Genomic DNA, 14009 nt, shown 5'->3' with positions numbered 1-14009 from the left:
CGGTCCGCCCTCGTGACGGGCGGCGCTGAACTGAGGGGGTTCGGGCTAGTGGATCGCACGAAATCCGGCCTGAGACGGCTTTCCGCCGTGCTCGTGGCCGTACTGGGGGCAACGGCGATCACCATCGTCTCGTTGCCGAAATGGGACGGGGAACCGCCACCGGTGGTTCCCGTGACGGAGGCGGAGAACACCGCGACCGCGCTGCAGGCGGCACGGCGGCAGCGGCAGCCGGTCGTCGCGACCGAGCTGACCACGGCGACGAGGCTCGTGTCGGCGTTGCCCGACGGCAGCCTGCGGGCCCAGGTCAACGCGGTGCCCGTGCGGACGCAGAAGAACGGCAGGTGGACCGCGCTCGACGCGACTCTGTCAGCCGCACCGGACGGCACCGTTGTGCCCAAGGCCGTGGACACCGATCTCGTGCTCTCCGGTGGCGGCAGGGCGCCGCTGCTGAAGTTCGGGACGCCCGGCCGGTCGGTGACGATGACGTGGCCGCAGGAGCTGCAGGCCCCGGTGCTCGACGGCCCCACGGCCACGTACCGCTCCGTGCTGCCCGACGTCGACCTCGTGCTGACGGCGCAGAGCAGCGGCGGCGTGACCCAGCGTCTGCTGGTGCACAAGCCGCAGGCGCTGGCCTCGGTCAAGTTCGGCCTCAGCGCGGAAGGGCTGAAGGTCCGCGTCGCCGAGGGCAACCGGATCGAGGCCGTCGACGACAAGGGCGAGGTCGTCTTCTCGACGCCGCCCGCGGAGATGTGGGACGCGAGCGAGGAACGGCGCGCGCCGGTCGGCGTCGAGACGGACGCCACGTCGCTGACGCTGAAGCCGGACACGAAGTTGCTCACCGACCCGGCGGTGAGGTTCCCGGTCACCGTCGACCCCGACTGGTGGCCCAACACCCGCAAGGACTAGGCGAAGGTCTTCAAGAACAAGCCGGACACCAAGGCCTGGTACGGCGGCCAGGACGACGGCTGGGTCAAGGCGGGCACGTGCTCCGGACTCACGAACTGCACCGGTACCGCCGACATCGGCACCACGCGGACGTACTTCCAGTTCAACACGGACTTCCTGCGCGGCAAGCAGATCATGCAGGCGGGTCTCAGCGCGTCCGCCGTCTACAGCCCCAGCTGCGAGGGCTCGCGTGACCACCAGCTCCACATCGCGAACTCCACCATCGGGCCGGACCTGACCTGGAGGAACCAGCCGGGCGACACCTTCGTCTCCAGCAGCCCCGTGGGAAGCCCCTGCAAGGGGCCCCTGCCGGTCGGGTTCGCGATCGGCCAGTTCATCAACCCCAACGGCTGGTCGGTGTACTCGATCAGAGCCGCGAACGAGAGCGACAACCAGGCGTGGCGCAAGTACGACCTGGCGTCGGTGCGGATCGACGTCCAGTACAACACCCGGCCCGACGCGCCCACCGGCCTCACCACCGACCCGCCGCTGAAGGTCTGCAAGTGGTGTGACGGCATCCCGCGAGTGGGCGACGACTCCATCCGCCTGCAGGGCAAGCTGACCGACGCGGAGAACGACCAGCTGGAGGCGGTCTGGGACGTCTACGGCGGTGCGGGCTACAACAGGCGCGGACCGACATTGGGTTCCGGCAACGTCTTCAGCCACACGCTCGACCTGCGCTCGCGTGACGGCCAGAACGTGACCTGGACGCTGTGGGGCGACGACGGCCCGGACGGTGGCGACTGGCGCAACGGTCCCAGGTTCATCGTCGACAGGGTCGGCATCGACAAGGCGCCCAACGTCTCCAGCGTGCTCTACCAGGAGGACAACCGCTGGCACGGCGGTGTCGGCGTGCCCGGCCGGTTCACGTTCGACGCGAACGGTGTGTCCGATGTGGACCATTACCTCTACGGCTGGTCGGACCCGCCGTCGACGAAGATCGACGCGGACAAGCTCGGCGGCAAGGCCGTGCTGGACATCGCACCGCCCGGTGACGGCCCGCGCGACCTGTACGTGCAGAGCGTCGACCGGGCAGGGCACCGCAGCCCGGCCAAGAAGATGCACATCTTCGTGCGTGCGGGAAACGGTCCGCTGGCGCAGTGGTCGTTCGACGGCAACGCTCAGGACACCGCGTTCCTCGGCGATCGTCACGGCACGTTGAGCGGCAACGCGAGTTATGTGCCCGGCGCCGTCGGCTCCGCCGTCGCACTGGACGGCGGTACCGGCTACGTCAGCGCGCCGAACACCGTGCGCACCGACGCGAGCCTGACCGTCTCGGCGTGGGCGAAGGTCGATCAGGCCACCGGGTCGCGGACGATTCTGAGCCAGGACGGCGACCGCTTCGCGGGCCTGAACCTGTGGTACCGGCCGGACAACGGCGGCCGCTGGGTGTTCGCGATGGTCAACCCGGACAGCACCGACAAGTGGGTGGACACCGCGTGGTCGGCGGCACCCGCGCAGATCGGCGTGTGGACGCAGCTGACGGCTGTGTACGACGCGCCCGCGAACCAGTTGCGGCTCTACGTCGACGGCGTGCTGTCGGCGACGCGGACCAGGCTGGCCACCCCGGTGAACTCGACGGGGCAGGTGCGGGTGGGCCGCACGCAGTGGGACGGCAACCCCGGCATCGACTACTTCGGCGGCGCCATCGACGAGGTGAAGATCTACGACCGGATCCTGTCCGAGCCGGAGATCAGGTCCTCGGTCAGCCGCGACAACGTCCAGGTGGGCTACTGGAAGCTCGACGAGACCGAGGGCAAGACCGCGGGCAACGCGGTGCCCGGTGGTAGTTCGGGCGTCCTGCAGGGCAACGCGAGGTTCGCCCCGAACGGCGCGGTCAACGGGTACGTCCAGCTGGACAACCTCGGCGACCACGTCTCGACCGGCGCACCGGCCGTGCGCACCGACCAGAGCTTCACGGTGTCGGCGTGGGTCAAGCAGGACAGGGAACTGGAGCCCGGCCATCCGGACGCGGCCGTCACCCAGGACGGCTCGGTGATGAGCGGGTTCTACCTCGGTTACCGCCAGCGCATGGACGGCGGCGGCAACTGGGAGTTCGTCCTGCCGACCGAGGACGCGAAGGACAAGCCGGCCGAGGGCGCGTGGAGCACCTCGCGTTCGCAGATCGGCACGTGGACGCACCTCACCGGTGTCTACGACGCTCAGGCGCAGCAGATCCGCCTGTACGTCAACGGTGAGCTGGAGGTGACCGCGCCGCGCACCAAGGGCTTCAACGCCACCGGCCCGCTGCTCATCGGCCGCGGCAAGTGGCACGGCAACGTCGGTCACGAGTGGCGCGGCGGTGTCGACGAGGTCCGCCTGTTCAGCAGGGCGGTGTCGCAGGAGGAGGTCCGCGGCATCGTCGGACGGGACAACGTGACCGCGGGCAACTGGAAGTTCGACGGCAACACCCAGGACTCCTCGCCCCGCGAGCAGCACGGCACGGCGGCGGGCCCGATCGCCTACGTGGGCGGGCAGTCCAGCATGCCGGACCCTGCGGACCTGGCGCTGCGGCTCGACGGCGCGGCCGCGGTCGGCACCGGTCACGCGATCGGCACCGACCGGAGCTTCTCGGTCACGGCGTGGGCACGGGCCGACCAGACCACCGGCCTCGCCACCGTCGTGTCCCAGGACGGCACCAAGGCCAGCGGCTTCAAGCTGCGCGCCAAGGACGGCAAGTGGAGCATGGCGTCGATCAGCACCGACAACCCCGACACCGCGTCCGTGGTGGAGGCCGTCGGCGGCTCCGTCCAAATCGGACAGTGGACGCATCTCGCCGGCGTGTACGACGCAGGAACGAAGCAAATCCTGCTCTACGTCAACGGTGTGCTGGCCGGCTCGGTCGCGCACACCCAGTCGTGGAACGCGGGTGGTGGCCTGCAGATCGGCCGCGCGCTGTGGCGGACGCCGGTCGAGTACTTCAAGGGCTCGATCGACGACGTCAGCGTCTACTCGCGGGCGCTGTTCGCCGGGGACGTCCAGGCGATGGCTGGCCGTGACCTGACGCTCGTGCACCACTACCCGCTGGACGAGTCGAGCGGCAAGAACGCCGCTGATGCGGTGGGTTCCCGCGGCGCGACGCTCTCCGGCGGGGCGGCGTTCGCTCCCGGCAGGGTCGGCAACGGCGCGGCGTTCGACGGCACGAACGGTGCCGCCGCCACGACGGGCACGGACGTGCGCACGGACCAGGCGTTCACGGTCTCGGCGTGGGTTCGCCTGCCCGCCAAGGAGTGCAAGCTCTCGCCGACGTTGCGGGCGTGCCGCACCGACGCGGTGACGGTCGACGGCGAGAAGCAGACCAGCAAGTTCCGGCTCGGCCACGTGATCGACGACGACAACAACCAGCTCGGCGCGTGGACGTTCGAGATGCCGGAGTCCGACGTCGCCCAGCCGGAGATCACCAAGGCCGCGGTGTCGGTGCTGCCGTCCGAGATCGGCAAGTGGACCTTCCTGGTCGGCGTCTACAACCCGGCGGCCAGGAAGATGTGGCTGTACGTGGACGGTGTGCGCGTCGGTGACGGCACGCTGCGCAACGCGTGGCACGGCACCGGTGGGCTCGTCATCGGCCGTGGCAAGGTCGCCGGCGCGGCGGCGGAGTTCTGGCGTGGTGACGTCGACGACGTCCGGCTCTACACCGGGCAGCTCGACAAGGAGCGCATCACCGCGTTGCACCGGGCCTACCCGGCGGAGCAGGGCGCGACCACGTTGCCGGTGGCCGACTCCGGGCGCTGGAAGCTCAACGGCAACGGTGACGACAGCAGTGACCGCGACCGGGGAATCACCTTCTCCGGCGGTGTTTCGTGGGGCGGCGGCATGGCCAGTGCGGCGGCGGCGTTCGACGGCACCACGGGCTACGGCCAGACCGCTGGCCCGGTCGTCGACACCGCGCAGAGTTTCTCGGTGTCGGCGTGGGCGTTCCTGACCGACGCGGCACGACCGACCGGACTGTCGTCGCGCAGGACGCGACCAGGAGGAGTGCGTTCGCGCTCGGCTACCAGGGCTCCTCGAAGAAGTGGGCGGTGTTCGCACCCACTGCCGATGCGGACAACGCCGCGTCGCAGGTGCTCACGTCGGGCGAGCCGGCGCTGGTGGCCGAGTGGACTCACCTGACGCTGTCGTACGACGCGAACCTGAAGCAGGTGCGGCTGTACGTCAACGGCCTGCTGTCCGGCGCGCAGACCGGGGTGACGGTGCTGCCGTCGTCCGGTCCGCTCACGGTGGCCAAGTCCAAGCAGGGCGCGTTCTTCCAGGGCAGCCTTGACGACCTGCGGATGTTCTCGAAGGCGGTCAGCGACGGGGAGGCGCGCCGGATCCACGACGACATGCCCGACCGCGATCTCGCGTTCTACCGGTTCGACGACGGGGCAGCCAAGGAGATCACCTGGCGCAAGGCCCAGGCGACGCTGAGCGGTGGCACGAGCTTCGGCGCCGGCATCAGTGGCAAAGCTCTGCAACTGGACGGTGTCAACGGTGTGGCGACCACGCCGTCGGGACTGTCCATGCGGGACAGTTTCACGGTGGCGGCGTGGGCGAAGCTCAGCCGTGACGACAAGGTCGCCACGATCGTCAGCCAGGACGGTGACCGGACGAGCGGGTTCGTGCTGCAGTACCGGCCGGACCTGAAGCGGTGGATCTTCGGCGCGGCGGCGTCGGACACCGACAACGCCCCGCTGGCCTACGCCGCCTCGCTGGTGCCGCCGGCGGTCGGGCAGTGGATGCACGTCAACGGCGTCTACGACAACGCGGGCAGGCAGTTGCGCCTGTACGTCAACGGCCAGCTCGTCGGCACCAAGAACAACGTGGTGCTGTGGCAGGCGACCGGCAAGGTCGTGCTCGGCAGGGACAAGACGAACGGCCAGCCGTCCGGCTTCTTCCCCGGCGCGCTCGACGAGGTCCGGTACGGCGCCGGTGTGCCCACCGAGCCGAACATCGTCGAGCGGGCGACGTTCGCGGGACCGAGGAACGGTCAGTTCGGCCGGTTCGTCAACGCCGCCGGTGACCGGTTCACCGGCCGCACCGACGCCGATGTGGAGGGCTACCACCTCGAGCGCGCGCTCGGGTTGGCGGCGGCTGCCGGCGACAACACGAAGATGACGTACGCGTGCCGCTCTGGTGCGGACACGTTCACGTCGGACGATGCCGCCTGCGAAGGCGCGCAGAAGATCGGTGACGTCGGCCTCGTGTACACGGTCCAGCCGAAGAACATCCCGACGATGCCGCTCTACCGGTGCCGTCAGGGTGCCGACCGGTTCGACTCCAGCGATGCCGCCTGTGGTGGCAACACGGTGGACGGGCTGCTCGGCCACTCGGTCGCGTACACGGACTTCGGCCGGTACCTGCTGGAGTACTACGAGCACGCGAGCCTCACCGACGGCGCCGCACCCGGCTACCGCTCCGAGGGCAGCCACGGCCTGCTCGCGCTGACCGAGCAGCCCGGCACGCGGAAGTTGTTCAACTGCCAGCGCGGCTACGACCAGTTCGTGTCCGCCGACGCCGCCTGCGAGGGCAAGACGGTGGTCGGCGTGCTCGGCTCGATCTGGATCGCGCCGCCGGAGGGTGTGGCACATCGCGAGCTGCGGCGCTGCCTGGTGCCGGGCGGTGACGGCGACTCCATGGTGTCCAACTTCGCGGACTGCGAGGGATACCCGTCCGAGTCGCTCGGTTACGCGCTGACCGAGGTGCCCGGCGTGACTGCGGTCTTCGAATGAACGGGGGAAGAGTGAAAAGACGTTTGCTCACAAGAACATCGACTGTCCTGCTGGCTGCCTCTGTGTTCACCACGACGGTCACCGGGGTGGCGCTGGCCGCCGGCCCGTCCGTCCCGCTGCCGGGGACGGCCTCCACACCGGTCACCGAGCAGAAGATGGACGGACGGGCGCCGGACCAGGCGACGACGGAGGCGTTGCGCGGCGACCAGCCCGGCGGTACGGCACCGGACGGCGGCGGCACACCCACCGCCACTCCGTTGTCTCCCTCCGGTTCCTGGGACGTCACGCCGAACACCGGTGACTTCAGCTGGAACTACCCGCTGCGCGTGCCGCCGGCACCGGGCGGGTTCGAGCCGGAGCTCGCGCTGAAGTACTCGTCGTCCAGTGTGGACGGACGGACGAGCGCGACGAACAACCAGGCGTCGTGGGCAGGTGATGGCTGGGACCTGTCGGCCGGGTTCGTGGAGCGGTCCTACGGTTCGTGCGCGGAGGACAAGACCGGAGGTACCACACCGCCGAAGGAGTCGGGAGACCTGTGCTGGCGCACCGACAACGCCGTCTCGCCGTTCGGCGAGCTGATCAGGGACGACAGCTCGGGCGGCTTCCGTCTGCGTGAGGACAACGGCTCCAGGGTCGAGCGCCGCAACGGCGCCGACAACGGGGACAACGACGGGGAGCATTGGCGCATCACGACGCCGGACGGCACCCAGTACCTGTTCGGCTCGCGCAAGGACTCGGCGTGGACCGTGCCCGTGTACGGCGACGACGACAAGGAGCCTTGCCACGGCGCCAGTTTCGCGGCCTCGTCCTGCACACAGGTGTGGCGGTGGAACCTGGACAAGGTGATCGACAGGCACGGCAACGTGATCACCTACACCTACGCGCCGGAGACGAACTCCTACGGCGCCAACAACAAGGACACCGCCGTCTCGTACGTGCGCGGCGGCACCCTTCAGACGATCGAGTACGGCAACCGGGACGGCCAGCAGGCCACCGGCCGCGTCGAGTTCGCCACGGCCGACCGGTGCGTGCCGGGCAGCAACTGCACGCCTGACAAGAAGGACAACTGGCCGGACGTGCCGTGGGACGACAAGTGCGACACGGCGACGTGCAAGGACAAGCACGCGCCGACGTTCTGGTCCACCAAGCGGCTCGACAAGATCACCACGAAGGTGTGGAACGGCACGGGCTGGAGCGACACCGACCGCTGGCAGCTCGAGCAGCTGTTCCCCGCGGCCGGTGCCGGTGAGAAGGCCGCCTTGTGGCTCAAGGGCATCACGCACACCGGTCTCGCCGGCACGCCGGTCGTGCTTCCGCAGGTGACGTTCGAGGGCAAGCGGATGCCCAACCGCGTGTTCCACAACGACGGCGTCGGCCCGCTGCTGCGCTACCGCCTCACGGGCATCGTGTCCGACAGCGGTGGCGTGACGACGATCAAGTACGCCGAGCCGGACTGCACGGCCAACCCGGCCAAGCCCGAGACGAACACGCTGCGGTGCTTCCCCGCTCGCTGGTCGAAGAAGGACATGGCCGAACGCACCGACTACTTCCACAAGTACGTGGTGGAGGAGGTCACGAGGTCCGACCGCATCTCGGCCAACACCGAGATGGTCAGCCGCTACAGCTACCTCGACGGCGCCACATGGGCGTTGGACGACTCGGAGGTGATCAAGGAGGAGTGGCGGACCTGGAACCAGTTCCGCGGCTTCGGCCGGGTCCAGATCCGGCACGGCAAGGCCGACGACCTGCACGGCCCGGTGACGTTGACCGAGAAGCGCTTCCACAGGGGCATGGGCGGCAGGTTCACCGACTCGGAGAACATGATCCGCGTCGACGACGAGTGGTTGCGCGGCAAGGAGTACGAGTCGCAGACCCGGCTCGGCGACACCGACACCCTCGTCGACAAGACGATTCGGACGTTCTCCGTGCAAGGCCCAACCGCTGCTCGCGGTGCGCGCAAGGCGTACATCGTGCAGCCGGGCTCCGAATCCGTGTTCACGACCATCACGGGCGCTCCTCGGCGCGTGACTCGTACCGAGCGCACCTACGACGACCGCGCGCAGTTGCTGACGGTGAACGACCTCGGCGACACTTCCATGGCGGACGACGACAAGTGCACGCGGAACACCTACGCGCGCAACACCGACAAGTGGTTGCTGACACCGGTGTCACGCGTAGAGGTGGTCTCCGCCGCATGTACCGTCGCCGCGCAGTTCCCCGCCGACGCGATCAGCGACACGCGGAACGCCTTCGACGGCAAGGCCTTCGGCGAGGCACCGGTCACCGGCAACGTGACCAGGGTCGAGGTGGCGCGCGAACGCCCGGCGGCCGGCCCCGTGTGGGCACTGGCGTCCACCGCTTCGTTCGACGTCTACGGCCGGAGCACTTCCGCGGGCGACGCACTGGGCAAGATCACCACGACGAAGTACGTTCCCGCCGACGGGATCGCCAAGGACACGATCGTCACCAACCCGTTGGGACACGCGACAACCGTGACCACGGAACCGTTCTTCGGCCAGCAAACCGTCAGCGTCGACGCCAACGACCGCCGCACCGAAACGACCTACGACGCACTGGGCCGCCGCACCGAGGTGTGGCTCCCCAACCGCGACCGTTCGTCCGGCACACGCGGCAGCGTCAAGTTCACCTACCAGCACCGCAAGGACGCGCCGACCGTCGTGTCCACGTCCAGGATCGGCGCCAACGGCACTCCGATCGACACCAACGAGATCTACGACGGCCTGCTCAGGCTGCGTCAGGTGCAGTCACCCGCCCACGGCGGCGGGCGTCTGATCGTCGACACCCGCTACGACTCGCAGGGCAGGAAGTTCAAGACCACCAAGCCCTACTTCACCGACAGCGCCGTCGACGACAAGCTGTGGGTGGCGAGCGACGCCGACATCCCCTCGCAGGAGGTCACGAACTACGACGGCGCGGGCCGCACCGTCGAGGTCACCACCAAGGCGGGCGCCGCCGACAAGTGGAGCACCCGCACGCAGTACTTCGGCAACCGCACGGTGGTCACCCCACCGGCCGGGGGCACGCCAACGGAAACCGTCACCAACGCACGTGACCAGGTGGTGGAGAGCAAGCAGTCGAACGACACCACCAAGTACACCTACACGCCGTCCGGCGAGCTCGAGACCGTCACCGATCCGGCGGGCAGTGTGTGGCGGTGGACGTACGACCTGCGCGGCCGCAAGGTGAAGGAGGAGTCTCCTGATCGCGGCACCAGCTCGTCGGTCTACGACGACGAAGGAAGGATGATCAGTTCCACCGACGCACGCGGCGTCACGCTGACCTACGAGAACGATGACCTTGGCCGCCGCACGAAGACCAAGCAGGGCATCACGGTGCTGGCGGACCGGACTTACGACACCGTCTCGAACGGCAAGGGTTTCATCGCCAGTGAGACGCATTTCGTTGGAGGCAACGCCTACAAGACCGAAACCGTCGGCTACAACGCCCTGAACCAGTCGCTGGGCACCACCGTCACGATTCCCGCGGTGGAACAGACCCTGGCCGGCACGTACACCTCCTACCGGCGGTACGGCCCGGACGGGAGCCTGTCCGGAACGACCTTCGCGGCGATCGGAGACTTGCCCGCCCAGACGGTGAAGCACGAGTACAACGATCTCGGCAAGATCAGCAAGACGTACACGGAGGCCGGCGGCGAGACCAAGGACTTGGTCACGGCAACGGACTACACGAGGTATGGCGAACTCGCCCGCACTCAGCTCGGCGAGCCCGGCAAGCGCGTGTGGTTGTCGCGCTACTACGACACCAACCTGCGCAGGCTCGAGCGGACCATCGTGGACGCCGAGGTCCCGAACCCGATGCAGGCCGACACCAGGTACACGTACAACGATTTCGGCAGCATCACGTCCGTCGCGGATCGTGACGACGTGCAGTGCTTCCGGTCCGACGCGCTTCAACGTCTCACCGAGGCTTGGACGCCGTCAGGTGGATGTGCGGCCGACCCGAGCACCGCGGCGTTGTCCGGTCCGGCTCCGTACTGGCACTCCTACACCTACGACAAGACGGGTAACCGTCTGAGCGAGACCCAGCACGCCTCGGGAGGTGACACGGTCCGCACATGGACGTTCTCGCCCGCGGGTGGTGCGCACCAGGTGAAGTCGATCACCACGAAGACGCCGTCCGGCACGAAGACCGAGACGTACGGCTACGACGCCGCGGGCAACACCACGCAGCGCTCCGGGCAGACGCTCGACTGGGACGCCGAGGGCAACCTCGTCAAGGTCACCGAGGGCACGCGGGTCACGGAGTTCGTCCAGGGGGTGAACGGTGGGCGGCTGATCCGTCGGGACGGCACGTCGATCACGCTTTACCTGGACGGGCAGGAACTCCGGCTCGTCAAGGCGACAGGCAAGCTCGAACCGACGCGCTACTACGAGCACGGCGACGACGTCGTGGCGGTGCGCGACGGCAAGGGCACCTCGTGGCTCGCCGGCGATTACCAGGGAACCTCGCAGATCGCGATCAACACCGGCGACCTGACCGTGAGCAAGCGTCGGCAGCTGCCGTTCGGCGGGTCCCGCGGTCCGGCGGTGACGTTCCCCGGTGAGAAGGGGTTCGTCGGCGGCACGATCGACGGCATGGCCGGACTGACCCAGATCGGCGCGCGTGCCTATGACGTGACGCTGGGCAGGTTCCTGTCCGTCGATCCGATTTTCGATCCGAACGATTCCCAGCAGATGCACGGTTACACCTACTCGTCCAACGATCCGATCACCAAGCACGACCCCACCGGCCTGCTGCCGGCGTGGCTCAGCATCACCGCGAGCGTCGTCGGCTTCCTCGCCCCCGCCGCGAGCCTGATCTGTCCTCCCTGCGGCCTGCTGATGATGGGTGTCTCCGTTGTCATCGCCGCCATCGACACCGTTCAGTCACTCGTGAAGGGCGACTACGGAGGCGCGGCGCTCGCCTCGCTCGGTGTGTTCGGCGGCGTGGCGGGCCGGGTGGCCGGGATGGTCGGCAAGAGCACGCACGCGGTCGAGGCTTACGGAGTCACGACAGCTGCGGTGGGCACGCTGTTCCACGGCGGCGCTCATGCCGCACACGACATAGAAGAAGCGCACAACAAACAGAGGAAGGCAGCTCAAGCCAAGCCCACGCACAAGCCGGACCCGAAGTACGCCAACACCAACCTCGGCACGGGCAAACCGAAGATGAGGAACAAGGGCAAGAACAACTACTACGACAACCGCGGCCGGCCGGTGAACAGCGCCGCCGACATGGGACCCGGCGGCAAGTACGAAACCCCTGACGGCCTGATCCACCAGGGCAACGGCAAGGGGTGGGCGATGTTCTAAACCCCTGACCGCGAGACGGAAGAGGACGGTGCGTGCCCCAGCGCGCCGTCCTCTTCCCTTGTCAGGCCAGGCGTTTCTCAAGCTGCGCGGCTTCCTCGTCCCGCCCCTGCTGCCGGTACAGCTCCAGCGCTTCCTCCCACACCGCACGAGCCTCGGCCTGAGCGCCCAGCGCGAAATGCGAGTCGCCGAGCCGTTCGAGGGTGTCGGCGGTCTCGACGAGGTTGCCGAGAACCCGGTACAGCGCAATGGATTCCCGGTAGTGGACGACGGCATCGGCGTACGCGCCGCTCTGGTGCTCGGTGAAGCCGAGGCTGTCCAGCGTCTGCCCCTGGCCGTCCAGGTCGTCGATCCGCCGGTACAACGCGAGGGCGGCACGGCAGTTCTCCAGAGCGGCGTCGTGTTCACCGAGGCGGGCGTGGTACCAGCCGACGGCGTTGAGCGCGTTGCCCTCCCAGGACGGTTGGCCGACCTCGCGGTACAGCGCGAGTGCCTGCTGGGCATGGGCCAGTGCCTTGCGGTCGTCGCCTTCGCGTTCCCAGGCCGACGCGAGTGTGTAGTGCGCGTGGCCCTGGTGACCGGCGTCTTCCTGCTTCGCCGCCAGTTCGAGGGCACGGTGCATGTGGGCGATCGCTTCCTCGTTCTGGCCCAGGACGACGAGTGCGCGGCCGAGCAGGCGCAGCGCGAGAGCCAGTGAGATCGGGTCGGCGAGATGTTCCACGCTGGAGGCGCCGATCCGCCACACCTCCAGTTGGTCGTGCCGGTGTCCCAGGCGGTAGTGGAAGTTGTTGAGCGCCCACGCGATCTCCCACGCCCTGGAGTGGTGGCCGCGCTCGGCCGCGATGCGTTGTGCGGCCAGCAGGTTCGCGTGCTCGGCGGCGAACCACGCCAGAGCGGAACCGATGTCGGGCATCGGTGACGGCTCGACGCCCGGCGGTGCGGGTTCGAGTTCGATGAGTTGGCGGTAGGACTCCAGGACGGTGTCGGCGGCGAACGCGGTGTGCGCGTAGAAGCCGAGCAGTCGTTGCAACGCGACCGTTGTGTCGCCGGCGAGGTCGGCGGCGTAGCGGCGGATCAGGTCGTGCATGCGGTAACGGCCGTCCGCGTCCTGGACGACCAGTGAGGCCTGGGTCAAGGCGCGCAACACGTTCCGGGCGCGTTGCTCGCCGAGCCCGGTGAGGCTGGAGACGGCGGCCAGGCTGATGTCGGGACCTGGTGCGATCGCGAGCAACGAGAACACCTCGGCCTGCTCGGCCGTCAGCGCGCGGTGCGAGGACGAGAGCACGGCGGGAAGGCTCGCGGCCGGATCGATGTCGTCGAGCGCGTCCAGTGCGCTCTCGCGCAGTTCGGAGGCGAGCGCGGCCAGCGTCAGGTGCGGTTGCGTGCTCGCCCGGCCCGCGATGATGCTCAGTGCCAGCGGGAACCCTCCGCACAGACCGATCAGCTCCGCCACGGCGTCCGGCTCGGCCTCGATCCGCGCGGAACCGAGCCGGGCTGTCAGCACGCCCGCGGCCTCGTCAGGGGTGAGCGTGTCGACGGACAACTGGTGCGCGCCGTGCCCGGTGACCAGCCCGGTGAGCGTGCTGCGGCTGGTGACCACGACCGTGCACGTGTCGGTGCCCGGCAGCAGCGGCACGACCTGGGCCGCATCGGCGGCGTTGTCCAGCACCAGCAGCATCCTGCGGTCCGCGACCAGGCTGCGGAACATCGCCGCCTGCGCGTGCTGCTCGACGGGGATGCGGCTCGGTTCGACGCCCAGCGCGTCGAGGAACCCGCGCACGGCGACCGCGGGATCCATCGGCTCGCTGCCGGGGCTGAACCCGCGGAGGTCGACGAAGAGCTGCCCGTCGGGGAACCGCTCGGCGTTGCGATGCGGCCAGTGCAACGCGAGCCACGACTTGCCGATCCCGCCGGCGCCCGCGATCGCGGAGATGATCAGCGTGGAGGTGTCCCTGACGGCGTCGAGCCGCTCCAGCACGTCCTCGCGCCCCACGAACGGCGCGGGCGGTGCCGGCAGCTGAACGCG

At 68.9% G+C, this 14009-nt stretch carries 5 protein-coding genes and 1 pseudogene; 4 read left to right on the top strand and 2 right to left on the bottom strand.

Annotated elements, in window-relative coordinates:
* The first annotated feature begins 48 nt into the window (after window positions 1-48).
* On the top strand, window positions 49-906 hold the full coding sequence (locus tag FXN61_RS26425) for a hypothetical protein (RefSeq protein WP_167976727.1): 858 nt from the start codon (window positions 49-51) through the stop codon (window positions 904-906).
* Here the strand turns inward: FXN61_RS26425 and FXN61_RS26420 are convergent.
* Complete coding sequence (locus FXN61_RS26420) at window positions 903-1082, bottom strand: hypothetical protein (protein WP_167976726.1); 180 nt, start codon at window positions 1080-1082, stop codon at window positions 903-905. The genes FXN61_RS26425 and FXN61_RS26420 overlap by 4 nt on opposite strands.
* On the opposite strand from FXN61_RS26420, the pseudogene FXN61_RS52720 reads away from it, so the two are divergent.
* From FXN61_RS52720 to FXN61_RS26395, 3 genes and pseudogenes are all read left to right on the top strand, one after another.
* Window positions 1081-4593: pseudogene (locus FXN61_RS52720) on the top strand (LamG domain-containing protein); the annotation flags it as partial. The gene FXN61_RS26420 and the pseudogene FXN61_RS52720 overlap by 2 nt on opposite strands.
* Before the next feature lie 152 nt (window positions 4594-4745).
* Window positions 4746-6653, top strand: a complete 1908-nt coding sequence (locus FXN61_RS26400; protein ID WP_312878002.1) for a LamG domain-containing protein — start codon at window positions 4746-4748, stop codon at window positions 6651-6653.
* 62 nt (window positions 6654-6715) lie between these two features.
* Window positions 6716-11986, top strand: a complete 5271-nt coding sequence (locus FXN61_RS26395) for an RHS repeat-associated core domain-containing protein (RefSeq protein WP_167976724.1) — start codon at window positions 6716-6718, stop codon at window positions 11984-11986.
* A gap of 61 nt (window positions 11987-12047) precedes the next feature.
* On the opposite strand, the gene FXN61_RS26390 is transcribed toward FXN61_RS26395, so the two are convergent.
* Window positions 12048-14009: ATP-binding protein (locus tag FXN61_RS26390; protein WP_167976723.1), on the bottom strand; the 1962-nt coding region annotated here is incomplete at its 5' end.

Origin of the sequence: Lentzea indica, assembly GCF_012184385.1 — a bacterium.
Classification (GTDB): Bacteria; Actinomycetota; Actinomycetes; order Mycobacteriales; family Pseudonocardiaceae; genus Lentzea; species Lentzea indica.
This window is presented reverse-complemented; position numbering and strand designations above follow the sequence as displayed.

Coding starts and splice junctions, on each gene's coding strand:
- FXN61_RS26420 (WP_167976726.1), bottom strand. CDS start 1,082: ATGATCTGCTTGCCGCGCAGGAAGTCCGTGTTGAACTGGAAGTACGTC.